The organism is Streptomyces sp. Inha503, assembly GCF_047215865.1.
In the GTDB taxonomy this organism is placed as follows: domain Bacteria; phylum Actinomycetota; class Actinomycetes; order Streptomycetales; family Streptomycetaceae; genus Streptomyces; species Streptomyces lycopersici.
The window spans coordinates 7,932,225-7,957,111 of the sequence record NZ_CP178360.1; the positions used below are offsets into that span (position 1 = coordinate 7,932,225).

At 71.0% G+C, this 24,887-nt stretch carries 22 protein-coding genes, 1 pseudogene and 1 riboswitch; of the genes and pseudogenes, 11 read left to right on the forward strand and 12 right to left on the reverse strand.

Annotated features, from left to right (window positions below):
• Positions 1-63 precede the first annotated feature (63 nt).
• From ACJX2R_RS33715 to def, 4 genes are all read left to right on the forward strand, one after another.
• Positions 64-1,497 (forward strand): HD-GYP domain-containing protein, encoded by a 1,434-nt coding sequence (locus tag ACJX2R_RS33715; protein WP_413103188.1) that lies wholly within the window; start codon positions 64-66, stop codon positions 1,495-1,497.
• A 467-nt stretch (positions 1,498-1,964) separates the two neighbouring features.
• A complete protein-coding gene (locus tag ACJX2R_RS33720; RefSeq protein WP_413103189.1) occupies positions 1,965-3,230 on the forward strand; it encodes an HD-GYP domain-containing protein in 1,266 nt (421 codons plus the stop codon).
• A 240-nt stretch (positions 3,231-3,470) separates the two neighbouring features.
• Positions 3,471-4,457 (forward strand): tetratricopeptide repeat protein, encoded by a 987-nt coding sequence (locus tag ACJX2R_RS33725; RefSeq protein WP_020868546.1) that lies wholly within the window; start codon positions 3,471-3,473, stop codon positions 4,455-4,457.
• A 976-nt stretch (positions 4,458-5,433) separates the two neighbouring features.
• On the forward strand, positions 5,434-6,063 hold the full coding sequence (gene def, locus ACJX2R_RS33730; RefSeq protein WP_262701755.1) for a peptide deformylase: 630 nt from the start codon (positions 5,434-5,436) through the stop codon (positions 6,061-6,063).
• A 63-nt stretch (positions 6,064-6,126) separates the two neighbouring features.
• Here def and ACJX2R_RS33735 read toward each other — a convergent pair whose 3' ends face one another.
• The 7 genes and pseudogenes from ACJX2R_RS33735 to ACJX2R_RS33765 all read right to left on the reverse strand — a co-directional run bounded on the left by ACJX2R_RS33735 (position 6,127) and on the right by ACJX2R_RS33765 (position 12,471).
• On the reverse strand, positions 6,127-7,158 hold the full coding sequence (locus tag ACJX2R_RS33735; protein WP_413103190.1) for a ribonucleotide-diphosphate reductase subunit beta: 1,032 nt from the start codon (positions 7,156-7,158) through the stop codon (positions 6,127-6,129).
• Positions 7,159-7,175: 17 nt separating this feature from the next.
• The gene (locus ACJX2R_RS33740) at positions 7,176-9,593 is read right to left on the reverse strand and encodes a ribonucleoside-diphosphate reductase subunit alpha (RefSeq protein WP_413103191.1); all 2,418 of its coding nucleotides are present in this window, start codon (positions 9,591-9,593) and stop codon (positions 7,176-7,178) included.
• 179 nt (positions 9,594-9,772) lie between these two features.
• Positions 9,773-9,934, reverse strand: a riboswitch (cobalamin riboswitch).
• A 94-nt stretch (positions 9,935-10,028) separates the two neighbouring features.
• Positions 10,029-10,862: an ABC transporter ATP-binding protein gene (locus ACJX2R_RS33745; protein ID WP_413103192.1), complete on the reverse strand. Its 834-nt coding sequence runs from the start codon at positions 10,860-10,862 to the stop codon at positions 10,029-10,031.
• Positions 10,855-11,403 (reverse strand): annotated as a pseudogene (locus ACJX2R_RS33750) (ABC transporter permease); the annotation flags it as partial. The pseudogene ACJX2R_RS33750 and the gene ACJX2R_RS33745, both read right to left, overlap by 8 nt.
• A complete protein-coding gene (locus ACJX2R_RS33755) occupies positions 11,379-11,885 on the reverse strand; it encodes a GNAT family N-acetyltransferase (RefSeq protein ID WP_413103193.1) in 507 nt (168 codons plus the stop codon). The pseudogene ACJX2R_RS33750 and the gene ACJX2R_RS33755, both read right to left, overlap by 25 nt.
• 80 nt (positions 11,886-11,965) lie before the next feature.
• Positions 11,966-12,136: a hypothetical protein gene (locus ACJX2R_RS33760; protein WP_166484413.1), complete on the reverse strand. Its 171-nt coding sequence runs from the start codon at positions 12,134-12,136 to the stop codon at positions 11,966-11,968.
• A 47-nt stretch (positions 12,137-12,183) separates the two neighbouring features.
• Positions 12,184-12,471, reverse strand: a complete 288-nt coding sequence (locus ACJX2R_RS33765; RefSeq protein ID WP_413103194.1) for a hypothetical protein — start codon at positions 12,469-12,471, stop codon at positions 12,184-12,186.
• Between the two features lie 533 nt (positions 12,472-13,004).
• On the opposite strand from ACJX2R_RS33765, the gene ACJX2R_RS33770 reads away from it, so the two are divergent.
• The 3 genes from ACJX2R_RS33770 to ACJX2R_RS33780 all read left to right on the forward strand — a co-directional run bounded on the left by ACJX2R_RS33770 (position 13,005) and on the right by ACJX2R_RS33780 (position 15,997).
• Positions 13,005-13,964, forward strand: coding sequence for an IPT/TIG domain-containing protein (locus ACJX2R_RS33770; protein WP_413103195.1), 960 nt, complete (start codon positions 13,005-13,007; stop codon positions 13,962-13,964).
• A 122-nt stretch (positions 13,965-14,086) separates the two neighbouring features.
• Complete coding sequence (locus ACJX2R_RS33775; RefSeq protein ID WP_413103196.1) at positions 14,087-14,770, forward strand: nitroreductase; 684 nt, start codon at positions 14,087-14,089, stop codon at positions 14,768-14,770.
• 171 nt (positions 14,771-14,941) lie between these two features.
• Positions 14,942-15,997 (forward strand): alpha/beta fold hydrolase, encoded by a 1,056-nt coding sequence (locus ACJX2R_RS33780; RefSeq protein ID WP_413103197.1) that lies wholly within the window; start codon positions 14,942-14,944, stop codon positions 15,995-15,997.
• Between the two features lie 33 nt (positions 15,998-16,030).
• Here the strand turns inward: ACJX2R_RS33780 and ACJX2R_RS33785 are convergent, their stop codons facing one another.
• Together ACJX2R_RS33785 and ACJX2R_RS33790 are read right to left on the reverse strand one after the other, a co-directional pair.
• Complete coding sequence (locus ACJX2R_RS33785; protein ID WP_413103198.1) at positions 16,031-18,421, reverse strand: hypothetical protein; 2,391 nt, start codon at positions 18,419-18,421, stop codon at positions 16,031-16,033.
• A gap of 217 nt (positions 18,422-18,638) precedes the next feature.
• Positions 18,639-19,361 (reverse strand): DUF6333 family protein, encoded by a 723-nt coding sequence (locus tag ACJX2R_RS33790; protein WP_413103199.1) that lies wholly within the window; start codon positions 19,359-19,361, stop codon positions 18,639-18,641.
• A gap of 164 nt (positions 19,362-19,525) precedes the next feature.
• Here ACJX2R_RS33790 and ACJX2R_RS33795 point away from each other — a divergent pair, with 164 nt between their 5' ends.
• Positions 19,526-21,028 carry an FAD-dependent oxidoreductase gene (locus ACJX2R_RS33795; RefSeq protein WP_413103200.1) on the forward strand — a complete coding sequence of 501 codons (1,503 nt, stop codon included), beginning with the start codon at positions 19,526-19,528 and terminating at the stop codon, positions 21,026-21,028.
• A 10-nt stretch (positions 21,029-21,038) separates the two neighbouring features.
• The gene (locus tag ACJX2R_RS33800) at positions 21,039-21,527 is read left to right on the forward strand and encodes a MarR family winged helix-turn-helix transcriptional regulator (protein ID WP_413103201.1); all 489 of its coding nucleotides are present in this window, start codon (positions 21,039-21,041) and stop codon (positions 21,525-21,527) included.
• A 3-nt stretch (positions 21,528-21,530) separates the two neighbouring features.
• On the opposite strand, the gene ACJX2R_RS33805 is transcribed toward ACJX2R_RS33800, so the two are convergent.
• Together ACJX2R_RS33805 and ACJX2R_RS33810 are read right to left on the reverse strand one after the other, a co-directional pair.
• Positions 21,531-21,731 (reverse strand): DUF397 domain-containing protein, encoded by a 201-nt coding sequence (locus ACJX2R_RS33805; protein WP_413103202.1) that lies wholly within the window; start codon positions 21,729-21,731, stop codon positions 21,531-21,533.
• A gap of 1 nt (position 21,732) precedes the next feature.
• Positions 21,733-22,593, reverse strand: a complete 861-nt coding sequence (locus ACJX2R_RS33810; RefSeq protein WP_413103203.1) for a helix-turn-helix domain-containing protein — start codon at positions 22,591-22,593, stop codon at positions 21,733-21,735.
• A gap of 152 nt (positions 22,594-22,745) precedes the next feature.
• Between ACJX2R_RS33810 and ACJX2R_RS33815 the strand changes: the two genes are divergently transcribed.
• Entirely contained in the window at positions 22,746-23,240 is a 495-nt protein-coding gene (locus tag ACJX2R_RS33815; RefSeq protein ID WP_413103204.1) for an ATP-binding protein, read from the forward strand.
• Here ACJX2R_RS33815 and ACJX2R_RS33820 read toward each other — a convergent pair.
• Positions 23,237-23,821 (reverse strand): TetR family transcriptional regulator, encoded by a 585-nt coding sequence (locus tag ACJX2R_RS33820; protein WP_413103205.1) that lies wholly within the window; start codon positions 23,819-23,821, stop codon positions 23,237-23,239. The two genes, ACJX2R_RS33815 and ACJX2R_RS33820, sit on opposite strands and share 4 nt — an antisense overlap.
• A gap of 119 nt (positions 23,822-23,940) precedes the next feature.
• Between ACJX2R_RS33820 and ACJX2R_RS33825 the strand changes: the two genes are divergently transcribed.
• Positions 23,941-24,852, forward strand: a complete 912-nt coding sequence (locus ACJX2R_RS33825; RefSeq protein ID WP_413103206.1) for an SDR family oxidoreductase — start codon at positions 23,941-23,943, stop codon at positions 24,850-24,852.
• Positions 24,853-24,887: the final 35 nt, after the last annotated feature.

The window sequence follows — 24,887 nt, forward strand, 5'->3', positions numbered from 1 at the left end:
CCACCTGAGCCGCCCCGCCCGAGAGGGGTGGCGCGATGGACATGGAATGGGGAGGAGGACACCGTGCGGGCACTTCCCCACGCGGCGCGCGCCTATGTCCTGTGCGCCGTGCTCGCCGGGGCGTACTGCGCCGCCCCGGCCGTACGGCCCGGAGCGGCCGTCCCCTGGGCCACGACCGCCCTGCTCGCCGCGGTTCACGCGGTCGGCTCCAGGGTCCGCGCCCGGTGGCCAGAATGGTGCAGCCCCGTCCTTCTGGCCGGGGCTTTTCTGCTGCCGCCCGCCGCCGCGGCGCTGGTCGCCGTGCCCGGTGCGCTGCTCGCCCGCGTCGAGCGGCCCCCGGCCCGGGCGCGGCGGGCCTGGCGGGCCGCACGGCTCTCGCTGGCCGTCTGGGCCGCCTCGTGCGCCTTCGCGGCCCTGAACGGCCCCGGGACCCTCAGCGCCCTCTGGGCGCTCGGCGACGGCGCCCAGGCCCCCGCTGGGCAGGTGTCGCCCGGTACGCCCGGCTTTCCGTACGCCCTGGCGGCCGCCGTGGCCGCCGCGCTCGTCCTGGGCCTGACCGCCACCACCCTGGAGGGCGGGGTGCTGGTCACCGCCGAGCGGCAGTCCCCGCGCGCCGCCTGGTGGGGGCGGCTGCCCGGCGCCCTCGCCCCGTATCTGGTGCACGGGCCCGCCGGGCTGGCCATGGCGGTGCTGTGGCGCAGCCCTTACGGACCGGCGGCGGCCCTGCTGGTGCTGCTGCCGATGTACGTCTGCGCCTGCGGCTTCGTGCTCTACCGCCGTGAGAGCGCCGCCCACCAGGCCACCATCCGGGCCCTGGTCCAGGCGGTCGACATCAAGGACCGCTACACCCGTGGCCACAGCGAGCGCGTCGGCCGCGCCTCCGCGATGATCGCCCGCGAGCTGGGCATGAGCGGTGAGCGGCTGGAGGCGCTGCGGATCGCGGGCATCCTCCACGACGTCGGCAAGCTCGGCGTGCCCACCCGGCTGCTGCGCAAAAACGGTCCGCTGACCCCCGATGAGCGCCGGGTGATCGAGCTCCACCCGGAGTACGGCGACGAGATGGTGCGCGGCATCGGCTTCCTGGGCGAGGCGCGGGCCGCGATCCTCCACCACCATGAGCGGCTGGACGGCAGCGGCTATCCGTACGGGCTCGCCGGGGCGCAGATCCCGGAGTTCGCCCGGGTGGTCGCGGTGGCGGACGCCTTCGACGCGATGACCTCGACGCGTACGTACCGCAGGGCCCGGCCGGTGCCCACGGCCGTGGAGGAGCTGCAACGGTGCGCGGGCTCGCAGTTCGACCCCCGCATGGTCGGGGCCCTCACCCGCGCACTTGACCGCCACGGCTGGCACGCGGCGGTCACGGCGGACGCCCCTGAGGAGCGCGGAAACGTCCCGGCAGAGCCCGCCCCGCCCCTGGTACGCGCGGCGGCCCCGGGCGCCTCGGACGACCCCGGCGGGCCCCGCCCCGGCACGGGCGGCCCCGGCGGTGGCCCATGAGCCCCGCCGAGGACCCCACCAGGCCCAGCACGAACGATTCCCCCCACGCCTCCGGGCCCGCCCCCGGCCCAGCCGACGAGGGCCCGGGGGAGGTCCCGGAGACCTCGGGCAGACGCGGAGGCGGGACAGGGGCCCCGGGTCGCCTCGGCTCCGGACCGGGCCCCCGGCCTGCCGACGCGGGGACTGGGGGAGCCCCGGAGAGCTCGGGTAGGAGTGGGACCGGGGCACCGGGCCGTTTCGGATCGCGGGAGCGGGACGAAAGCGCGGCTCAGCGGGCTGCCAGGGCGGGGCGCCCCAGTTCGGCAGCGGCCGGCCCCCGACCTCCTAACGCTCTCGCCCGGATCGCCGAGCGGCACGCTCGCGCCCTCCATCGCACCCGCCGTCAACGGGCCGAGGCCGCCGCCGCTCGTGAGGAGGGGCGGGAGCGCATATCCCTGGGCCGTTATGGCGGCCTTACGGTCGTCGCCGTGTATGGCGCGGCGGGGGCGCTTGCCGTAGTGGCGCTGGTGTGGACCGAGTGGCATGGGGTGCGGCAGGCGGAGGCGGCGCTGGCCTTCGGGGCGCTCATCGTCGTGGGGGAGGCGATCCGGTGCGTCGAGGCGCCGCCCGCGCTGCCGGGCGGCGGCGGGGGAGTGCCCGATCCGCGCGGTGAGCCCGCGCCCCTCGCCGCCGCCGGCGCGCTCGGTTACGCCCTGCTCGGGCGGCTCGGCGGGGAGCCCGCCGACCATGGCGTCCTCCAGGTGGTCACCGTCGTCGTGGCGGCATCGCTCGCCGGGCTGGTGGCGCCGCTCGCGCTCGGCTGCCCGGTCGACCCCGGTCACACCGCGCGCCGGGTGCTGACCGCCGCGTTCGCCGCCGTCTGCTTCCAACCGCTGCACCGGACCGGCCGTTTGGCCGACTGGCTCGGCCATGGTCCGTCCCTCGTCGGCTATTTGCTCGCCCTGCTGGCCCTGACCGCCCTGTGCGACGCCGTCCTGGCCGCCGCCCTCGCCCGCGCCCGTACCGGGTGGCCTTACGGGCCGCTGCTCCGCGACGAGCTGCGGTCGCTGCCCGGGGTCGGGGCGGCGGTGTGCGCGACCGCCGCCGTGATGGCGCTCACCGTGGCCGTCGCCGGGCTGTGGCCGATGCCGGTGCTGGCGGTGCCGCTGCTGCTGATCCAGTACTCCTACCGCCGCTACGCCGGGATACGGGCCACCTACCGCCAGACCATCGCCTCCCTGGCCCGGTCGACCGAGATAGCCGGGTACACCCCGACCGGCCACGCCCGCGAGGTGGCCGGGCTCAGCCGGGCCGTGGGGCGTGAGCTGGGCCTCTCCGAGCCCCGGCTGACCGTGCTGGAGTACGCGGCGCTGATGCACGACATCGGCCAGCTGTCCCTGGTGGACCCGGTGCCCGCCGGGGCCACCGAACCGCTGCCCGCCGCCGAGCAGCGAAAAATCGCGCTGCTCGGCGGCGCTGTGGTGCGCCAGACCGGGGTACCCGCCGAGGTGGCGCTGGTCGTGGAGCGCCAGGCGGACCCGTACCGCGAGCAGCCGCTCGCCGCGCGTATCGTGCGCGCGGTGAACGCGTACACCGAGCTGGTGAGCGGGCCCGCGGCCGAGGGCGCGGCCGGGGCGGCGGCGCTGCGCGCCCTGGAGCGGCTGCGGCTGACCACGGCGCGCGACTTCGACCCGGTCGTGGTCGAGGCGCTCGCCACGGTGCTGTCGCGCGGGGCTTACGGCCGCCCCCGGTGAGAACTGATAACTCGCCGGTAATGAGCGGGGCTCCCGAGGGGCATGGTTGGATGCGAGGAGAGGGGTGCCAGGCCAGATGGCCGGTGGCAAGGAGGTGTGGTGGGCGTCGCATCCCGGCCGCAGCGTGAGGGGTCGGGCTGAGATGTCCGCGAATGTGTGGCAGGTTGTCTTCGAGGGAGGGCGACGCCGTCCGCGAAGGCATCTGGTACGGGACGACTTCGATACCGGCAGGCGGGAATCGTGAAGATCTTCGGCAAGGTACGGCACCGGCCGTCCGCCTCATGGCGGCAGGCCACGGACCGTGCGTTCACGCTCATCGGCGACGGCCGGTACGAGGACGCGGGCGCGCTGCTGACCCGCGCCGCCGACCTGGAGCCGTGGCTGTCGGAGTCCTGGTTCAACCTGGCGCTGCTGCACAAGTTCCGGCACGACTGGGAGCAGGCGCGCGCCGCGGGGCTGCGGGCGGTCGCGCTGCTGGACCGTGAGACGGGCGCTCCGGACTGGTGGAACGTGGGGATCGCGGCCACCGCGCTCCAGGACTGGCCGCTGGCCCGCCGCGCCTGGCAGGCGTACGGGCTGAAGGTGCCCGGAGAGGCGTCCGCGTCCGGCGAGCCGCTCGGCATGGAGCTGGGCAGCGCGGCGGTGCGGCTGTCCCCGGAGGGCGAGGCCGAGGTCGTCTGGGGCCGCCGGCTGGACCCGGCCCGGATCGAGGTGCTGTCCATCCCGCTGCCGTCGTCCGGGCGGCGCTGGGGCGAGGTGGTACTGCACGACGGGGTGCCGCACGGTGAGCGGGTGACGTCCGCGGGCCCCGCGTACCCGGTCTTCGACGAGATCGAACTGTGGGCCCCGTCCCCCGTGCCGACCTGGGTGGTGCTGCTGGAGGCGGCCACCGAGGCCGACCGGGACGCCCTGGAACGCCTCGCGGCGGACGCGGGCTTCGCGGCCGAGGACTGGTCCTCGTCGGTGCGGCTGCTGTGCCGTTCCTGCTCGGAGAGCCGGATGCCCAGCGACGAGGGCGAGGGCGAGCATCTGGACCCGCACGACCACAGCGAACCGGGCCACCCCGGGCCGCTGGGCCACCGTATGGCGGGCTCGGGGTCGCTGTGGGTGCCTGAGCGCGAATGCGGGATCGCGGCGCCTGGGGGGCTGGTGCGGGGGTTGCTGGACGGGTGGGTCGCGGATAGTCCGGACACGCGGGAGTGGCGGGATCTGGAAGAGGTCTGCTGACCGCCTTGGCGGCTGGCGGCTGCCCTGGGGGCGTCTGGCGGCTTGTGACGCCTGCGGCGGGCCTGTCCCCACCCCGCCCCTTCCTGAGGCCTCGATGTGCGGCTCCGCCGCGTGGGGGGCTTCGCCCCAGACCCTGGCTGGGCGGGCCGGATGTGTGCGGTCTTCCGTGCGCCTGCGGCGGGCCTGACCCCTCCCCGCCCCTTCCCGAAACTGGGGCTCCGCCCCAGACCCCGGCCCTCCCCGAAACCGGGGCTCCGCCCCAGGCCCCGGACTGGGCTCCGCTCCAGGCCCTGGGTTGGGTTCCGTCCCAGGTCCCGGGCTGGGGTTCCGCCCCCAGGCCCCAGCCCGGGGCGCCCCGCCCCTCCCCGAAACCGGGGCTCCGCCCCAGGCCCCGGACTGGGCTCCGCCCCAGGCCCTGGACTGGGTTCCGCTCCAGGCCCTGGGTTGGGTTCCGTCCCAGGTCCCGGGCTGGGGTTCCGTCCCCAGGCCCCGGCCCGGGGCGCCCCGCCCCTTCCCGAAACCGGGGTGCCGCCCCAGACCCTGGGTTGGGTTCCGCCCCAAGCCCCGGGCCGGGGCCCCGCCCCTTCCCGAGGCCTCGGTGTGTGGCTCCGCCGCGTGGCGGGGCTCCGTCCCGGGCCCTGGCCGGGGGACCGGCTGTGCGCGGTGCTCCGTCCCGGACCCCGGCCGGGGGGCCCGGGTGTGCGCGGGGCTCCGTCCGGCCATTCGCTGCTGCGGCGGGCGACTCGTCGGTTCCCGGGGTCCAGGGGCGGAGCCCCTGGTAGCGGGTAGGGGCGGGGAGGGGAAAGACCCGCCGGGTACCCCCGTAGCGGACCGGCAGGCCCGACAGGCCCCGGAAGGCCCCCGAAGGCATGCGTGGAGGGCCGGTCACACCCAGTAAGCGCACCGCATCCCGCCGCGCGCTGCCCGTACTCTGTAGGGCGACGCATCACGGTTGAAGGAAGGCGTACGGCGGACGATGTCGCAGCAAGGGACGAAGCAGCGGGTGGACGACGAGTTCATCGTGGACACGGAGGACTGCGAGGAGCGCGAGCGGGCCTTTCGCGAGCGCGGCACCGCCCGCCCGATCACCGTGTACGGCAACCCGGTCCTGCACAAGGAGTGCCGGGACGTGACCGTGTTCGACGAGGAGCTGGCGCGGCTCGTCGACGACATGTTCGCCAGCCAGCGGGCGGCGGAGGGCGTGGGCCTGGCCGCCAACCAGATCGGTGTCGACCTTAAGGTCTTCGTCTACGACTGCATGGACGACGAGGGCGTTCGCCATGTGGGCGTGGTGTGCAACCCGGTGCTGGAGGAGCTGCCCGCCGACCGCCGGATGCTGGACGACTCCAACGAGGGCTGTCTGTCGGTCCCCACGGCCTACGCGGAGCTGGCCCGCCCCGACTACGCGGTGGTGCGCGGCCAGGACCTCGACGGTGAGCCGATCGCGGTGCGCGGCACCGGCTACTTCGCGCGCTGCCTCCAGCACGAGACCGATCACCTCTACGGCTACCTCTACATCGACCGGCTCTCCAAGCGCGACCGTAAGGATGTGCTGAAGCAGATGGCCGAGGGCACCGCCCGCTATGAGACGGTGCCGAACGACTGAGTGTGCCGTGTGCCGTACGTCAGCAGGGCCGGGCCCCTCGGGGCCCGGCCCTGCTGACGTCTGTCAGAAGTCGTCGTCGAAGGCGACCGACCCCTCCACCGCGACCTGGTACGCCGAGGCGCGCCGCTCGAAGAAGTTGGTCAGCTCCTGGACGTTCTGGAGCTCCATGAAGGAGAACGGGTTCTCCGAGCCGAAGACCGGGGCGAAGCCGAGCCGCTGGAGGCGCTGGTCGGCCACGCACTCCAGATACTCCTGCATCGACGCGGTGTTCATGCCCGGCAGCCCGTCCCCGCACAGATCGCGGGCGAACTGGAGCTCCGCCTCGACGGCCTCCTTCAGCATGTCGGTGACCTGCCGCTGGAGCTCGTCGTCGAAGAGGTCCGGCTCCTCCTCGCGGACGGTGTCCACGACCGAGAAGGCGAACTCCATGTGCATCGACTCGTCGCGGAACACCCAGTTGGTGCCCGTCGCCAGGCCGTGCAGCAGTCCGCGCGAGCGGAGCCAGTACACGTAGGCGAAGGCGCCGTAGAAGAACAGCCCCTCGATGCAGGCCGCGAAGCAGATCAGGTTGAGCAGGAAGCGGCGGCGGTCCTCCTTGGTCTCCAGCCGCTCGATCTTCTCGACCGAGTCCATCCAGCGGAAGCAGAACTCCGCCTTCTCCCGGATGGAGGGGATGTTCTCGACGGCGGCGAAGGCCGCGGCGCGGTCGTCCGGGTCGGGGAGGTAGGTGTCCAGCAGCGTCAGATAGAACTGGACGTGCACCGCCTCCTCGAAGAGCTGCCGCGAGAGATACAGCCGCGCCTCGGGGGAGTTGATGTGCTTGTAGAGCGTCAGCACCAGGTTGTTGGCCACGATCGAGTCGCCGGTGGCGAAGAACGCGACCAGGCGGCCGATGAGGTGCTGCTCACCGGGGGAGAGCTTGGCGAGGTCGGCGACGTCGGAGTGGAGGTCGACCTCCTCCACGGTCCAGGTGTTCTTGATCGCGTCGCGGTAGCGGTCATAGAACTGCGGGTACCGCATCGGCCGCAGGGTCAGCTCGAACCCGGGGTCCAGCAGGTTCTTGGCGTGGCCCGGCGCGGTGTTCACGGTGGTCATCTCGGATGCGGTGGGCATTACTGGCAGGCCTCGCAGGACTCGGGGTTTTCCAGGGAGCAGGCGATCGCGTCGGCCTCGGCCGGGACCTGCTGTACGGAGACGGGGACGGTGGGAGTGGGGGTGGCGGCCGCGGCCGCGCCGCCCCGGGCGCTCTGGGCGATCCGGGTGGCCGGACGCGAGCGCAGGTAGTACGTGGTCTTGATGCCGCGCTTCCAGGCGTACGCGTACATCGAGCTGAGCTTGCCGATGGTCGGCGAGGCCATGAAGAGGTTCAGCGACTGGCTCTGGTCGAGGTACGGGGTGCGGGCCGCCGCCATGTCGATCAGGGCGCGCTGCGGGATCTCCCACGCGGTGCGGTACAGCTCCCGTACGTCCGCGGGCACCCAGGAGAAGTCCTGGACCGAGCCGTTGGACTCGCGCAGCGCCTCACGGGTCTGGGCGTCCCAGACGCCCAGCTTCTTGAGGTCGTCCACCAGATACGAGTTGACCTGGAGGAACTCCCCGCTGAGCGTTTCGCGCTTGAAGAGGTTGGAGACCTGCGGCTCGATGCACTCGTAGACGCCCGCGATGGAGGCGATGGTCGCGGTCGGCGCGATCGCCAGCAGCAGCGAGTTCCGCATCCCGGACTTCGCCATCCGCGCGCGCAGCGCCTGCCAGCGCTCCGGCCAGGTGGCCACCGCGTCGGTGTAGTGGTCCGGGTGCAGCACCCCGCGCGCGGTGCGGGTCTCGGCCCAGGCGGGGTGCGGGCCGTGGCGCTCGGCGAGCTCGCAGGACGCCTCGTACGCGGCGAGCATGATGCGCTCGGAGATCCGCGTGGAGAGCGCCGTGGCCTCGGGCGAGTCGAACGGCAGCCGCAGCCGGAAGAAGACGTCCTGGAGCCCCATGAGGCCCAGACCCACCGGGCGCCAGCGGGAGTTGGAGGCCCCGGCCTCCTCCGTGGGGTAGAAGTTGATGTCCACCACGCGGTCGAGGAAGGTCACGGCGGTGTGGACGGTGGCGTCCAGGCGCTCCCAGTCCAGCTGCCCGTCCTCGTCCAGGTGCGCGGCGAGGTTGACCGATCCGAGGTTGCACACGGCCGTCTCGCCGTCGTTCGTGACCTCCAGGATCTCGGTGCAGAGGTTGGAGGAGTGGACGACCCTACCGGGCTCGGCGGTCTGGTTGGCGGTGCGGTTGGCGGCGTCCTTGAACGTCATCCAGCCGTTGCCGGTCTGCGCGAGGGTGCGCATCATCCGGGCGTACAGCTGGCGCGCCGGGACCTGCTTGACGGCCTTGCCCTCGGCCTCGGCCTTCCGGTACGCGGCGTCGAACTCCTCGCCCCACAGGTCCACCAGATCGGGCGCGTCGGCCGGGGAGAACAGCGACCAGTCGGCGTCCGCCTCGACCCGGCGCATGAACTCGTCCGGGATCCAGTGGGCGATGTTGAGGTTGTGGGTGCGGCGGGCGTCCTCGCCGGTGTTGTCCCGCAGCTCCAGGAACTCCTCGAGGTCGGCGTGCCAGGTCTCCAGGTAGACACAGGCCGCGCCCTTGCGCCGGCCGCCCTGGTTGACGGCGGCCACCGAGGCGTCGAGCGTGCGCAGGAATGGCACGATGCCGTTGGAGTGCCCGTTGGTGCCCCGGATCAGCGAACCGCGCGCCCGGATGCGGGAGTAGGACAGGCCGATGCCGCCCGCGTGCTTCGACAGCCGCGCCACCTGGTGGTAGCGGTCGTAGATCGAGTCCAGCTCGTCCAGCGGCGAGTCCAGCAGATAGCAGGACGACATCTGCGGATGCCGGGTGCCGGAGTTGAACAGCGTGGGGGAGCTGGGCAGATACGACAGCGTGCTGGTCAGCCGGTAGAGCTCGGCCACGTCCTCCAGCGCCCGCTCCGAGTGGTCCTCGGCGAGCCCGCAGGCCACGCGCAGCAGGAAGTGCTGCGGGGTCTCGATCACCTGACGGGTGATGGGGTGGCGCAGCAGATAGCGGCTGTAGAGGGTGCGCAGTCCGAAGTAGCCGAAGCGGTTGTCGGCGCCGTCGGCCAGGGCCCGCTCCACCAGCGCGTCCAGCCGCTCGGCGTGGGCGGCGGCGAACTCCGCGGTGGAGTCGGCGAGCAGGCCCTCGCGGTGGCCCACCCGGACGGAGGCCGAGAAGGAGACCGCGCCCTGCCCGGCCGCCTCCTCGGTGATGGTCAGCGCCAGCAGCCGCGCCGCGAGCCGTGAGTACTCCGGCTCCTCGGCGATCAGTCCGGCCGCCGCCTCGGTCGCGAGGGCACGCAACTCCGCCTCGTCCGAACCGGGGTGACGGCCGCGCAGGGCGGCGGCCGCGACCTTGCCGGGGTCGGTGGCGGGCAGATCGGCGGTGAGTCCGGTAAGGGTCCGTAGCAGGGCGGTCCCGGGCGCGTCGTCCGCTGCCTGAGAAGCCGCCTGCGCTGAAACCGGATCGGCGGGCGCGATGGTCACTGAGGTGCTCTCCTTCGCTCGGTCAGGGCCTGTCTGGGGCGAGCCCAGATCACAACTCCAGACAGGCCCTGAGCCGCGAGGATGGTGCGATGGGCGCGTACGGGCATGCCGATGCCGCACTCCTCGTACGCCGGGCACACCACGCAGCGTCCATCGGCCCAACCCTCGAGGCCGGGGGACGTGTTCACAGGGCCGTCGGCAGGTGCTCGGACTCACGGGCACGCCGAATTGAGCGCACACGTACACCGTTGCGGGACAGTTCCGGATTCCCACCGGATTCCCCTGCGGCGACAGCGAGGACGAGCATACATCTTGTGTCGGCCGACGCACCCACCCCCATATCTTGTGTCGGAGCTGCGGAGTTTCGCATGAATGTGCTAATGCGTTCCGGCCTGGCGAGTGGGATGCCCTGGTCAGGCGACGCCCAAGCGGGAGCTATTTGCCGGTCTCCTTCTCGTACGCCTTGATGACCTCGTCGGTCGGGCCGTCCATCAGCAGCTCGCCCTTCTCCAGCCACAGCACCCGGTCGCAGGTGTCCCGGATGGACTTGTTGTTGTGGCTGACGAGGAAGACCGTGCCGGCCTCCTGGCGGAGCTCGCGGATCCGGGCCTCGGAGCGCTTCTGGAACTTCCTGTCACCGGTGGCCAGCGCCTCGTCGATCATCAGCACATCGTGGTCCTTGGCCGCGGCGATGGAGAACCGCAGCCGGGCCGCCATACCGGAGGAGTACGTACGCATCGGCAGGGTGATGAAGTCACCCTTCTCATTGATGCCCGAGAAGTCCACGATGCCCTGATAGCGTTCCCGGATCTGCTCACGCGACATACCCATGGCCAGACCACCGAGGATCACGTTCCGCTCACCGGTGAGGTCGTTCATCAGCGCCGCGTTCACACCCAGCAGCGACGGCTGACCGTTGGTGTAGACCTTGCCGCGCTCGGTGGGCAGCAGCCCCGCGACGGCCTTGAGCAGGGTCGACTTACCCGAGCCATTGGACCCGATCAGACCGATCGACTCACCCTTGTACGCCACGAACGTCACCCCGCGCACCGCGTGCACCTCACGCATGCCCGGGGCGCTCTTCCGGCCCAGCAGACGGCTGAGGGCCGCGGTGGCGCTGCCCTTCCCCTTGGGGCCGCCGTTGACCCGGTAGACGATGTGGACGTCGTCGGCGATGACGGTGGGCACCCGCGCCGGCGCGGAAGCCACCTGAGCGGCCTGGTCGGCCCGCTCCGCCTGGGCACCTTTGTCGAGGGTTTGCTCAGCCACGGCCGTACCGCTCCTCTGCCTTCCAGAAGTACACGAATCCCCCGGCGCCGAAGAGGACCGCCCAACCGAGGGCCAGCGCCCAGACATGTGGTGGCAGGTTCGACGAGGGGTAATTGTTGATCAGGGCGTACCGCATCAGGTCCATGTAGACCGCCGCCGGATTCGCCAGCATCGCGTCGCTGATCCAGCCGCTCGCTCCCGCGTGTTCGAGGGTGCGGGCCAGCGGAAACATCACGCCCGAGGCATACATCCAGGTACGCAGAATGAACGGCAGCAGCTGCGCGAGATCTGGTGTTTTGGCCCCCAGCCGCGCCACGATCAGTGACAGGCCGGTGTTGAAGACGAATTGCAGGGCCAGCGTGGGAATGATCAACAGCCAGGCCGGAGCCGGGAAGTGGCCGAAGCCCACCAACACGACGGCCAGCACGATCATCGAGAACAGCAACTGCTGGAGCTGCTGGAGCGCGAACGTCTCTCGCTGAGCGGCGGCCCCTGTGAACGCTTCGGCGCGGGGCGTCACAGCTCCACGGTGAAGGCCCAGAGGGTGAAGTCCGTCCCCGGCAGGGGCGCCCAGTCGCGCTCCGGGGCACGGGTGAAGCCCAACCGCTCGTACAGGCGGTGGGCGGCGGTCATCGAGTGCTGGCTGCTGATCACTATGCGCCGCAGGCCCAGTGCGCGGGCCCGGTCCAGACAGGCGCGCACGAGCGCTTCGGCGGCGCCGCGGCGGCGCGACTCGGGGCGGACGGCCAGCATCCGGAACTCCCCCTCGCCGGGGCGGGCGAGCTCCGCGTACGCCCCGCCGTGCACGGCGAACGCCACGGCGCCCAGCACCTCGTCGCTCGCCGCGTCCGCCGCGACCAGCAGCTCGGCCTCGGCGGCGCGGCTGCGGGCGTCGCGCAGGGTGGCGAGATAAGGATCACTGTTCCCGAAGTCCAGGAGCCCGTCCCCCAGATACGCCTGCGCGGTGAGCTCCCCGATTCCGTCCAGCTCCTCGTCCCGCGCGCGCCTGATCGTGATGTCCATGCCCGCAGTCTGCCGCAGGCCACTGACAGCCGGATAGCCGTGCGCGGGTTGTGGGGTGTGTGGTGTGTGGGTCCTCGGGGTCACTGGGTGACGGCGGTGATCACTCCGGTTGAGCCCGCGCGCTTGTTGGCGGCGTCGGCTTCCTGGTGGGTGACGTAGCGCCGGACCGTACCGTCCGGCAGCGTCAGCTCGTAGACGACAACGGGTTGAGGCGGCCATTGAGCCGCTGTTCCGCCGCAGTTGCAGGCCATGGTTGCCCTTCCTTTCCCTCAGGTCCGTCGTGGGGGCGGTGGGTCGGTCAGTCCAGCCACCGCGAGGCGACACCGGCCAGGTAGGAGAGCGTCAGGGCGGTGGCCGGGAGGTGGAACCACGCGGTGGTGTGCAGCAAGGAGGCGTAGACGGCGATGGCGGCGGCCACCCATGTGCTGGTGCACCAGCCGCAGTTGACCAGGTAGGAGGCGCGAGAGTCGTCGCCGAATCGGTCGGCGACCCAGATCCTGAACCCCGCCGCCAGGGTGTCCTTGGTGATGAAGCGGGTGATCCGGCAGGTGGTGCCGAGGGCGAGAAGGAACGCGGCGAGGCTCATCGGATCGTTTCCTCCCCGGGTGGTCATACGGGGGTCGGCACTGCCGATATCACTGCTGGGGTCGGCACGGCCGATGTCACAGCTGGGTCGGCATTGCCGATATCACTCATTAGAGGCATGAAGGGCGACGGCAAGCCATACCCCTTGACACGCATTCGCCCGAATAGCCGAGCGCTTGTCATACAAGCTCGGCGCCCCGCGCGCCCTCATGCGCCAAACGAGTGATGGCCGCCGTGAGGCCTTGAGCGACGCCGAGGGGCGTGGATAACTGGGAACGTGGCCGCCGAGGCTGCCCCATACCTCGTCGGCCACTCCAGGAGCCGGGCGTCCGCCCCATGACTCCGCCCTCATCCGCGCACCGCTCCCGCGCCCCGACCGGCCGCCCGTGGCTCATCCGTTGCTCCGGTGCGGTCTGTCCCGACCGCGCGGTGACGACGAGGCGTTGACCGGCGGTGTGTGCCCACACCCGTCGGCGTGCCGTCGGCGCACATCACCCGAACCGGAACCCGAACCCTTCCCCGGGAGGACCGACCATGACCTCGACCGCTCTCGCGACCGCCGTCGCCAACGCCGCCACCGCGGGCTACTGGCCACCGGTGGGACCGCCGACGCTACTCGCCGTGGTGCCCGACTCGGGCCCCGCCGCGGGTGGCAACTACGTCCGGCTGTTCGGCCAGAACCTGCGCGGTGTCACCGGCGTGTCCTTCGGCGGCACCCCCGCCACCATCGTCTACCAGGACAACCCCGGCGTTGCCGCCGGCGGTGGCTGGGGCGGCGGTGGCGGCGGCTGGGGTGGCGGCGGAGGAGGCTGGGGTGGTGGTGGCGGAGGTGGCTGGCCCGGAGGCGGCGGCAACCCCGGCTACGACGGCATCGTGGTGATAGCCCCGCCGCACGCGCCCGGTACCGTCCAGGTCACCGTCACCACCGCCGCCGGGACCAGCAACGGCCTGCCGTACACCTACGTGGCACCGGCCCCGCCCGCCGCCGTCGCCATCACCCCGACCGTGGGCCCGACCACCGGCGGCACCGTGTACGTGATCACGGGCACCAATCTGACCGGGGTCACCAGCGTCACCTTCGGCGGAAGCCCCTCGACCATCCTGGCCATCAACCCCGCCGGGACCAGCCTGATCGGCATCACCCCGGCGGGCCCGCCCGCGGGCGGCAACGTCACCGTGGCCCTCACCGGCCCCGGCGGCAGTACCAACGTGCCCGGCGGCTTCACCTACTTCGTCGCGCCGCCAGCACCGGCCCCCGTCGCCATCACGCCCGCCACCGGACCCGCCACCGGCGGCACCGCGTTCACCATCACCGGCACCAACCTCGGTGGTGTACTGGCCGTGCTGTTCAACGGCGTCCCCGCCACCGGTGTGACCGCCACCCCCACGACGGTGGCCGGTATCACCCCGCCCGGGGCCGTCGGCACCGCGACCGTCACCCTGGTGACGGCCTTCGGCACCGTCAACGTCCCCGGCGGCTTCCTCTACGTCTGATACGTCTGACCGCGCACATCCGGCCGGACCGCGCCGGTCACCGGGCCACCCTTCCCACCAGGGCCCGGTGACCGGCGACGACGTCCGGTCACCTTCGCTCGTTCCCGGCCGTCAAGGTCGGTATGGATGTCTACGAAGCGGTCATGAGCCGACGGGCGGTGCGCGGGTTCACGGACGCGCCGGTTCCGAGGGAGGCGCTGGAGCGGGTGCTGTCCGCCGCGGCCCGCGCACCCTCCGGCGGGAACCTCCAGCCGTGGCGGGCGTATGTGGTGACCGGCGACCCGCTGGCCGAGCTCAAGAAGCGCACCGCCGAGCGGGTGGCCGCGGAGGATCGCGGGGACGAGCGGGAGTACCCGATGTACCCGCCCGAGCTGAGCAGCCCGTACCGCGAGCGCCGCGCCGAGGCCGCCGAGCGGCGGTACGCCGCGCTCGGCATCCCACGGGACGATCAGCGGGCCCGCCACGGGGCCGTCGCCGCCAACTGGGACTGCTTCGGCGCGCCCGCCGCCCTGTTCTGCTACCTGGACCGCCGTATGGGACCGGCCCAGTGGGCCGACGCCGGGATGTATCTCCAGACCGTGATGGTGCTGCTCCGCGCCGAGGGGTTGCACAGCTGCGCCCAGATGGCGTGGTCGGTCTACCGCCGGACCGTCGCGGAGGTCGTGTCGCCCCCGGAGGGGCTGATCCTCTTCTGCGGCATGTCGATTGGCTACGAGGACGTCGGCGTGCCGTACGCCCGCTCGGAGCGGGCCCCGCTCGCCGAGACGGTGACGTTCCTCGGCGACCGGGGCCCTCTTTCCGCCTGACTGATCGTGCGGTGCGGCGGCGCCCTGGCCATCCGCTAGGGGCCCCGTGAGACGGATGCGTCCCGCCTTGACTGTGACGCAGGGGCGCGGTTTCTACTCGCACCACGAGACGGGCTGACGGCCAGTACGCATCTGTCGCGCCGTAGCGGTGCGCCGTTCCAGGACGGGATCATGAAGAGAACCATTCCCCTTGCTCTTGCTCTTGCCGCCGGCATCGCACTGACCGTGGCACCGGGGGCCGAACAGGCGACCGCGTCGGAGACGTCGCTCCGGTGGGGCGCGTGCCCGGATGAGATCACCGCACCCGGGCTGAAGTGCTCCCGCCTCGAAGTGCCGCTGGACTACCGCGAGCCAGACGGTAGAAAGATCACGATCGCGATCTCCCGGCTGGCGAGCAAGAACCCCGAGAAGCGCCGGGGTGTGCTGCTGACCAATCCCGGCGGACCAGGCGGATTCGGGCTGGACCAGCCCGCGCAGCTGAAGGCCGCGGGGCTGCCGCGGAGCGTGCTGGACAGCTACGACGTCATCGGCTTCGACCCGCGGGGAGCAGGCCGGAGCACCCCAGTGACGTGTAACCTGACGGGACATCAGCTCTGGGGCAACATACCGCCGTACGCACGGGACGCGGCCGCTGTCGCCCAGCATGCGAAGAGGGCCAAGGCCGTCGCCGAACAGTGCGCCGCTTCCGACACGGCCTTCATGCTGCCTCATATCTCCACCCGGAACACGGCACGGGACATGGACAGCATTCGGGCCGCGCTGGGCGAGAAGAAGCTGTCCTACCTCGGCTACTCCTACGGCACCCACCTCGGCGCGGTCTACGCGACGTTGTTCCCCGAGCGCGGTGACCGCCTCGTGCTCGACAGCAACCTGGGCCCGGGCGGCCTCGACGCCACGGGCGCGCGGATGATGGCCCGGGGTCTGGAGGACCGGTTCCCCGACTTCGCCGCGTTCGCCGCCGCCCGCCCCCAGTACGGCCTGGGCACCACCCCGAAGCAGGTGACCGAGAAGTTCCACGAACTCGCCGACCGCCTGGACAGGAAGCCCGTGCAAGGCGTCGACGGCTCCTACTTCCGGCTTCTCACCTTCAGTTTCAGCTACCGCGACAGCCGGCTGCCGATCGTGGCCGAGGCATGGCGGGCGCTCGACACCAACCAGCCACACCGCCGGGCGGTGACCCGAACAGCGGCAAAGCCCCCTGAAGGCAACCAGGTTGGGCGGGGCTGACGACGTCCGCCAGTCGTTGCCCCGCCTTTCTGCCTAGTTGTCCTCGGTGGTCCTGCGCCGCCGCATCCACCACACCAGCGTTCCGCCGGCTGCCGCGAGGGCCGCGGCGATGCCTGCGATCAGGCCCACCGGGATGTTGGAACCGGTGTCGGCGAGGTCCCCGTCCGGGTCCCTGGTCGCGGGCGGCTGACCGGCGTCCCCGCCGCCCGGGGTGGACGGTTCGGGTGCCGGAGTGGTCGGCTGGTCGGTCGGTTTGTCGGTGGGTTTGTCCGTCGGCTTGTCGGTCGGCTTGTCGGTCGGAGTCGGGGTCGGCGTCGGCGTCGGGTTGGGTTCGTCGCCGCCGGGGAGCTCGCCTGAGGTCCCGCCGAGGTACGCGGTCTCGGTGTCCTGGTACGTCGTCTCGGCGCCGGTGGAGGTCTTGGTGGTCTTGTCCAGGCCGCGGTGCTGGAGGTTGAACTGGGTACGGCTGATGTTCCGCTTGGGGGCCTTGGAGAAGTCCACGCCGCCAACGGTGATCACCCAGACCTCCTGGCCCTTGGTGAGCTCGTACTTGAACTCACCTTCGGTGAAGATCTTCCGGTACTTGTCGAAGACCTGCTGCTTGTCCCAGTCCTGGTTCGGCGCGCGCAGCGGCCACTGCTTGACGTCGTTGCTGTTGATGATGTTGTGGAAGTCGGTCGGCGACGCCGCGTCCTTCCGGCGGATGTACTCGGCGGCCACGCGGGCGTTGTAGACCCGGCGCAGATCGGCGTACTGGGGCTCGGTGTTGATCCACTTCTCGACGAGCGGGACCACGGTGTTGCCGAGGACGCGCTCGTTGTGCTCGATCTCGGCCTTGGTGAGGTCCTTGGCGCAGGAGTTGCCGCCGCCGGGGCCGGGGGTGTTGATGTCCATGTACTCGGACTTGAGCTTCAGCGGGGCGTCGAGGATGTAGACGCCGCCGTCCTGCTCACGGACCTTGGCCGTCTTGGGCTCGATCCAGTTGCGGCCGGAGTTCAGGCAGGGCCAGCCGTTGCGCTTGACCAGACCGTCCCACGCGGCCTTGCCGGTGGTGGTCTTGGGGTCCATGGCCTTGAAGAAGTCGTGCTTGAGCCGGAGGTCGGCCTCCAGCAGCACCCGGCCCGCGTCGGTGGACGCGAACTTGTTGTCCATGATCGTCTCGGGCTGGTCCGGGTTGAGGTTGACCCAGAACTTGTCCGGTGTGAGCGCGAGCCAGGTGAACATGGCGTCCGAGGACATCGTCAGCTTGGCGTCCCCGCCGTACCCGGGATTGGTGTCGGGGTTCTTGGCGTAGTCGGCCTTCATCGAGTAGTTGAAGCCCTTGCCCTTCACCGGGTCGCCCACATAGCTGAGCTCGAGGCTGGAGAAGTCGATGCCGCCGGGGCCGCGCATGAAGTAGCCGCGGGAATTGTTGTTGTTGTAGATCCGCTGGAGCTTCTGGGCCTCTTCCAGGGACTTCCCCGACCGGAGCGCCTGGTCGATGAGCGGGCCGCGCATGCCGTTCTTGCGCGGGTCGGGGTTGAACCGCGGGTCGTAGCGCGTGTAGTTGTTCGGCTTCTGGGTGCGCTCGATCGCGTTCGAGCGGCGCTCGTTGATCCCGGCCACCGTGCGGGTGGTGTTCCGGTGCTGCTGGATCTCCTTGTTGAGCTGGGAGATCCGGTCCTTGGTGCCCTGGTCGGTGCGCGCACCGGTCAGATACCGGTTGGTGACCCTCTGGTTCTGCTTGGCGATCTGCCGGTCGGCGTCGACCTGCTTCTGCTTGACCTCACCGTTGGACTTGCCCTCGACGTGCACATCGGTGCGCCGGTTGCGGGCGTCGACCCAGCGGCGCTTCTTGTTGCCGTTCTCGTCGGTGTAGTCGACGGGGTCCTCACACCACCAGTCGGGGCCGATCATGTTGTATTTCTTGACCATGCGGGCCATGAAGGCTTCGCCGCGGTGGTTGTTGCCGGGCTTGCCGATGTACTTCACGTCCAGGTAGCGCCTGAAGTCCGTGTACCCGCCACGCTTGCGCTGCTCCTGGAAGCGGGCGTAGATCTCCATGACGCGGTCGGCCGGCTTGCCGGACTTGTCGGCGATCCGCTGCCACTTGCGGTAGTCCGTGCCCGCCTTCTTGAGCTGTTCCTCGGTCGGCGGGAGGACGCCGTCGTACGCCTTGGCCGGGTTGTCGTAGGTGTAGGTCTCGTCGTTGGGCCAGGCGTCGTACTCCAGGTTGTCCGGAGGGCCGGAGTTCGCCGGGGTGCGGTCGAACTTCTGGCCCAGGTACTTCTCGTCACAGCGCTGCGTGCGCGGCTTGGCCTCGGCCTCGTCGGTGTGGAGGCCGGGCAGACCGGCCAGGGTGACGGCACCGGCCGCGGTGAAGGCGACCGCCAAGCGCGCCCAGAGGTGCCGTGGATGCGTGGGTTTGGGTATGAGGCTGGACAACGTGCGCCCTCCCCCTGGAGCCCCCGTTCAATGCCGCGGCGCGTAAAGGGACTCCGAGGCTGCGTTTGGGTGTCGGTTGCGCCGACGGCGGCCCAACGCTAGTGGGTGGTGCGCGTGTTGCCACAGAGAATTGCTCGGCGTGTCCGCGTCAAAACTGACTGGTTCTCGGATCGTTACTTTCGAGCCACGCCTCTCGCTACCGTTCGAGCCACGCGTCTCAGTCCCGTTCGAACCAGGTGTCTTCCATCGCCACGACGGCATCCTCGGTGCGCCGCACCCCGAAGACCGAGGCCATCAGGCCCCGCCGGTCGGTGGGCGAGACCGCCTTGAGGGCCAGACCCGCCAGGGCGTCCCACGCGAAGCTCCCCGGCGCGTGGGCGGGGTCGACCCCGACGGCGGCGGCCTGCTCCGCGGTGATCCCGAAGGCGTCGAGAACCGCGGTCACCTCGCCTTCGACGTCCCAGTCCTCCTCACCGGCGAAACCGGCCGCGAAGATACGGGCGCCGCCGGGGTGAACGACCTTCCAGGTGCCGTAGTCGGCGCCGGGGAGGTCCATGTCCGCGGCGGCGACGATGACCGCGTCGGGGTGGCGGTCGGCGAGCGCCTCGGCCTGCTCCTCGATGGGAAACCGCTCGGACAGGCTGATCAGGGCGGGGTCATTGATCTGGGTGACGCCGCCCCAGCAGCCGACCCGGATCACCTCCAGGTCGGCGCGGGTGTCCACCTCGACGAGTTCGGTGACGGGAATCGTCTCCCGGTGGTCCAGCACCCGGTCGACGGTGCCGAACGCCTCGGCGAACGCCCGCGCCCGCGCCTCGTCATGGGCCGCGAGCACGCCGTCCGGGCCGGGGAACGGCGGGCGCACGACGGTCAGGGTGAACTCGCCGTGGCGCTCCACCGGTTCATCGGAGGGGAAGTCCCACAGGGTCTCGTCAGACATGGAAAACACCGTAGTGGCGGGGTGGGGTCGGGGTGGTGCCACCGCAGTCTAGATCTGTGCTTGAAGCACAGATGAAAATCGCCCAGAGCGCTACTCCCGCTTGACTGAGCCTCTTCATCGCGTGCATTCTGCACACGATGAACTTACCCATGGAAGGCGAAGCCATGCGTGTCTCGGAACCCGAAGTGCTCATCTGCGGCGCCGGTGCCGCCGGACTGACACTCGCCATCGACCTCGCCCGCAGAAACGTCGACTTCCTGCTGGTCGACAAGGCGGCCGGACCCTTCAGGGGATCCCGCGGCAAGGGGATACAGCCCCGCAGCCAGGAGGTGTTCGAGGATCTGGGCGTCATCGACCGGATCGTGGCCTCCGGCGGGGAGTACCCCGTGATGCGCTTCTACACCGACGAGGGGCCGGTCGACCGGTCCTTCGAGATGTCCGGCCCGACCCCGGCGGAGCCGTACCATATCCCGCTGCTGGTCCCGCAGTTCCTCACCGAGCGCTGTCTGCGCGAGCGCCTGGCCGAGCTGGGGCACGCCCCGCTGTACGGCCACGAGCTCACCGGAATCGACCAGGACGACGACGGCGTGTCCGCGCGGATCGCCACCCCGTCCGGGGAGCGGACCGTGCGCGCTGCCTATCTCGTGGGCGCCGACGGCGGATCGAGCTTCGTCCGCAAGTCCCTGGACATCGGCTTCCCGGGCAGGACGCTCGGCGTGCGGGCCGTCGTCGCCGACGTACGCGCCGACGGCGTCTCGACGGACGCCTGGCACCGCTGGGGGGAGGGCACCGACACGCAGGTGTCACTGTGCCCGCTGTACGGCACGGACATGTTCCAGTACATGGGGCCGGTCCCCTTCGACGTGGACATCGACGTCTCGGCGGCGGGCCTGACCGCCCTCTTCCACGAACGCACGGGCCGCACCGACATCGTCGTCCGCGAGGTGCCCTGGGCTTCCGTCTTCTCGATGAACGCCCGCCTGGCCGACACGTATCGGATCGGCCGGGTGTTCCTGACTGGTGACGCCGCCCACGTCCATCCGCCGACGGGTGGGCAGGGCCTGAACACCGGCGTGCAGGACGCGTACAACCTCGGCTGGAAGCTCGCCGCCGTCCTGGACGGCGCCCCGCGCTCTCTCCTGGACAGCTACGAGCGGGAGCGCCGCCCGATCGCCGAGGCCGTCCTCGGCCTCTCCGAGCGGCTGCTGGAGGCCGCGCGGAGCCGCTTCACCAGCCGGGGCCGTGAGGTCAGCCAGCTCGACCTCGGCTATGCGGACTCGCCTCTCACGATCGCCACGCCGCACCGGGACAAGGGCCCGCTGGCCGGGGAACGCGCCCCCGACGCCCCCGTCACCGGTGCCGGAGGGCTCGACACCCGCCTCTTCAGCCTCTTCCAGGGCCCCCACTGGACCCTGCTCGGCTACGAGACCGACCGCGCCGCCGCCCCGGCCGTGCGCAAGGGCCTGCACATCCACACCACCGGCCCGCGCGGCGATCTGGACGATACCGGGGGCCACTTCCGCGACGCGTACGGCCTGGCGGCCGGGCAGTGGGTGCTCATCCGCCCCGACGGATACATCGCGGCTGTCGCCGACCTCCACACCATCGAGGCCCGCCTCGACGCCGTCGGGTTGCGCACCGGGGGTGCCTCACCCGGGTGGCGGTAGTCTCGGGGCCATGGCCACACGACGCCAGCGGCAGGTCACGCAGCGACGGCTGCATGAGTCGATCATCGATCTCATCGCGATCATGAACCAGCCGCACCGGGACGAGATCCTCATCGCCGAAGCGGGTATCCAGCTCGACCGGGCGCTCTTCCAGCTGATCGTGGGCATCCACCGGTTCGCCCCGATCGGCGTGGTCGAGCTCGCCGACCGAGCGGGCCGTGACCACACCACGGTCAGCCGCCAGGTCGCGAAGCTCGCGGAGCTGGGTTTGGTGGAACGCCGTCCCAGCGCGGAAGACCGTCGCGTCAAGGAAGCCCTCCTCACCGAGGAGGGGCGCCGCGTCATCGACGCGCTCGACGCCGCGCGCGGACGCCTCAGCCAGCCGGTGTTCGAGCAGTGGAGCGACCGCGACCTGCTCGAACTGGAACGGCTCATGCGGCGCTTCGTGGACGATCTGGTCGGCAAGTCCGCGGCCGAGAAGGCCGCGGACGACCGCTGATCCTTAGGCCGTGGCGAGGTGGTCGAGCTGGCCTGTCTTGGCGCTGCGTATGAGGGCGCTGAGGGTGGTGGGTGTGGTGGTGAGGATGGTCTCGGGTTCGTCGCTCTCGCGGAGCCGGATGGTGGCGTTGTCGGGAGCCGATACGTAGAGGCAGGCGTTGCCTGCGGAGCTGTACGAGGACTTCTGCCAATCGCGGGTGGCCAACTCATTTCCCTTTCAGGGCTCGGATGATGCTCTGGATGAGGTCGCGCGACTTCCGTTCGGTGAGGGCCACCGCCTTCATGCGATCCAGCACGATGCGGTACCTCTCCAACTGGGCAGGTGCATCGAGTAGTTCGGAACCATGCTCCGTATCGAGCTGCACGGTGTCCAGCTGTGGGACGGAGCCGGTGGCGTAAAGGATCGACTGGCCCGAGCCGGGGAAAGACCCCGCCTCGAAGGGAATCACCAGTACCGTGATGTGGGCGTGCTCGCTCATATCGAGGATGTGCTGTAGCTGTTCGCGCGCGATGTCCGGTCCGCCGAAGCGCATTCGCAGAGCGGCCTCATGGACGATGGCCGTATAGGGCATGGGCTTGTCACGGTAGAGGATGGCCTGCCGCTTCACGCGGTGGGAAATGTGATGCTCGACGTCCGGCGGAGTCAGCGGCGGCACTGCCTGCCGGAAGATCTCGCGTGCGTGGTCGATGGTCTGGAGCAGACCCGGCATGTGTGCGACGTGGGCCGTGCGCAGCTCCACGGCGTGATGTTCCAGCTCGGCCAGATCGAGCAGTCCGGCGGCGAGTGTCTCCCGGTACTCCTCCCACCAGCCCCGCTTGCGTTCCACTGCCATGTCGAGAAGCGCAGCGATCAGGGCCTCGTCCGCGCAGCGGTAGTTGCGTGCCAGCGCTCGCAGCCGCTCCGCGCTGACTCCGAACCGGCTCGCCTCGATGTTGCTGATGGCCGTCTGATTGGTGCCGAGCAGGCGCCCGGCCTCGGTCGACGTCAAACCGGCGCGTTCCCGAAGCCTGCGCAGCTCGGTGCCGAGGCGGAGTTGGCGTGCGGTCGGAACACTTCTCTGAGGCATTCGCCGATTCTCTCTGCTCATGCGCAACGGGCGCGTCACTCACACGAGTGGTATCGCAAGCACTTCTATCCGTGATGTCGAATACCTTATGTGGGCGGAGCTACGGTGTGTGCCCGGACACAGTCCAACTCCACGCACAAACCGGAGACTTCATGCCCACCGTAGCCCCGGAAAACCCCTGGTCGTACTCACTACGCCTGCCCCATGACCCCCGCGCCGCGGCCATCGCCCGCACTACCCTCCGTGCGGTCCTCGCCCGGCACGGGCTGGGCGAGCTCACCGACCCCGCGACCCTCGTCGCGAGCGAGATGGTCACCAACGCCTACCGCCACACCACCGGCCCCGCCGAAATCCGCATCCGGGCCGTGGAGGAGGGGCGTCTGCGGATCAGCGTGTGGGACACCAATCCGGACATCCCGCCGCCCTTCGACAAGCCCCCGGCCCTCTTCGACCGCTCGTCCGCCCTCGCGGAGGCCGCCGCGAACACCGAGGCCACCTACGGCCGTGGGCTCCTCATCGTCCGGATCTGCGCCGACAACTGGGGTGGTTACGCGCTCGCCGACGAGCTCTTCGGGCGGAGCGGCAAGCTGCTCTGGTTCGAACTGGCACCGCAACACCCCTGCGACGCCTTCGAGATCGCCGCCTAACGCCCACGCCCGCCCGGCGTCATTGCCGTGGAGAGGTCGTGCAGATCGTCGAAGGCCCGGAGGAGGTGCGCCTCCAGGCCCTGCTCGGGGTCGTCGATCCAGGCCTCGGCCGCGTGGTGGAAGGTGGCCCAGCCGGTCTGGGCGGCCAGGTCGGCCAGCCGGTCGGCGACGCCGCGCTGCCGCAGGGCCTCCGCCACGGCTTCGGTGAGGGACGCGGCCTTGGCCAAGTCGCGTTCGCGGAGCGCCGGCGTCACGGCGATGATCGCCAGCCGTGGTTCGGAGAACGGACGGTTCTCCTCGAGGATCCGTCCGGCTTTCCGGAAGGCGTGGAGCAGTACCTCAAGAGGTCCCAGACCGTCGGGTGCCTCGGCCACCTCGCGCATCAGCGCGGCACGCAGGTCGGCTTCGCCGTCGAAGAGCACTTCGCGCTTGTCCGGGAAGTGCCGGAAGAACGTGCGCTCGTTGACGCCCGCCCGGGCGGCGATCTCGGCCGTGGTGGTCCGGTCGAATCCGCGCTCCCGGTACAGCTCCAGGGCCGCCTGCTGAAGGCGGCGGCGCGCTTCTGCTCCGCTCCGTGGCACGCCCCGAGGTTACCGCACATGCCGACGGCCGATACTCCGTTGCGCCAGTGGCTGGCGCTATCGTAATGTCAGTGACTGGCACTAAGTAGTGCCAGTCACTGACATCAAGTGGGAGTCCCATGCATGTCTTCGTCACCGGTGGTTCCGGGCTGACCGGCCCCACCGTCGTCGCCGAGCTCATCGCGGCCGGTCACACCGTCACCGGTCTGGCGCGCTCGGACACCGCCGCGGCCAGGCTGGAGTCGCTGGGCGCAACGCCGCACCGCGGCTCTCTGGAAGACCTCGGCAGCCTGCGGAGTGGCGCCGAGGCCGCCGACGGCGTCCTGCATATGGCCTTCGGCGGCGACTTCGCCGACCCCGACGACCTGGAGCGGCGCGACCGGACGGCGATCGAGGCGTTGGGTCGGGCGCTGGCCCACTCGGGTAAGCCGTTCGTCTCCACCTCCGGCACGCTGGTCATGCCCGGCGGGCGGGAGAGCAACGAGAGGGACGAGCCCGACACGGCCGGGATCGCGGGGTTCCGGATCCCGGGCGAGCGGGCCTGTCTGGGCTTCGCCGCCCAGGGGGTGCGTGCGAGCGTGGTCCGGCTCGCTCCGACGGTCCACGGCCCCGGGGACTACGGGTTCATCGGCATGCTCGTCGCCACCGCCCGGAAGACCGGGGTCTCGGCGTATGTCGGCGACGGAAGCAACCGGTGGCCCGCGGTCCACCGGCGCGACGCGGCCGTCCTGTTCCGCCTGGCGCTGGAGAAGGCCCCGGCGGGCGGCGTACTACACGGAGTGGCCGAGAGCGGCGTCCGCTTCAAGGACATCGCGGAGGCGATCGCCCGGGGCCTCGGCCTGCCTGCGGTCCCGCTGACCCCCGACGAGGCCGCCACGCACTTCCCGAGCCCGGCCATGGCCACGTTCTACGGCTTCGACGGGCCCGTCTCCGGCGCCCACACCCAGGAACTGCTCGGCTGGACGCCGAATCATCCGACCCTGCTCGAGGACGTGGAGCACGGCGACTACCTCACCGCACCGGCCTCCTGACGCCTGCGGCGAGCTGTTCCCCTCCCCGCCCCTTC

Bases quoted from the DNA above. Each gene is read 5' to 3' on its own strand.
- def (WP_262701755.1), top strand. From the start codon at position 5,434: ATGTCGCAGCAAGGGACGAAGCAGCGGGTGGACGACGAGTTCATCGTG.
- ACJX2R_RS33735 (WP_413103190.1), bottom strand. From the start codon at position 7,158: ATGACCACCGTGAACACCGCGCCGGGCCACGCCAAGAACCTGCTGGAC.
- ACJX2R_RS33755 (WP_413103193.1), bottom strand. From the start codon at position 11,885: ATGGACATCACGATCAGGCGCGCGCGGGACGAGGAGCTGGACGGAATC.
- ACJX2R_RS33760 (WP_166484413.1), bottom strand. From the start codon at position 12,136: ATGGCCTGCAACTGCGGCGGAACAGCGGCTCAATGGCCGCCTCAACCC.
- ACJX2R_RS33765 (WP_413103194.1), bottom strand. From the start codon at position 12,471: ATGAGCCTCGCCGCGTTCCTTCTCGCCCTCGGCACCACCTGCCGGATC.
- ACJX2R_RS33770 (WP_413103195.1), top strand. From the start codon at position 13,005: ATGACCTCGACCGCTCTCGCGACCGCCGTCGCCAACGCCGCCACCGCG.
- ACJX2R_RS33775 (WP_413103196.1), top strand. From the start codon at position 14,087: ATGGATGTCTACGAAGCGGTCATGAGCCGACGGGCGGTGCGCGGGTTC.
- ACJX2R_RS33780 (WP_413103197.1), top strand. From the start codon at position 14,942: ATGAAGAGAACCATTCCCCTTGCTCTTGCTCTTGCCGCCGGCATCGCA.
- ACJX2R_RS33790 (WP_413103199.1), bottom strand. From the start codon at position 19,361: ATGTCTGACGAGACCCTGTGGGACTTCCCCTCCGATGAACCGGTGGAG.
- ACJX2R_RS33795 (WP_413103200.1), top strand. From the start codon at position 19,526: ATGCGTGTCTCGGAACCCGAAGTGCTCATCTGCGGCGCCGGTGCCGCC.
- ACJX2R_RS33800 (WP_413103201.1), top strand. From the start codon at position 21,039: ATGGCCACACGACGCCAGCGGCAGGTCACGCAGCGACGGCTGCATGAG.
- ACJX2R_RS33810 (WP_413103203.1), bottom strand. From the start codon at position 22,593: ATGCCTCAGAGAAGTGTTCCGACCGCACGCCAACTCCGCCTCGGCACC.
- ACJX2R_RS33815 (WP_413103204.1), top strand. From the start codon at position 22,746: ATGCCCACCGTAGCCCCGGAAAACCCCTGGTCGTACTCACTACGCCTG.
- ACJX2R_RS33825 (WP_413103206.1), top strand. From the start codon at position 23,941: ATGCATGTCTTCGTCACCGGTGGTTCCGGGCTGACCGGCCCCACCGTC.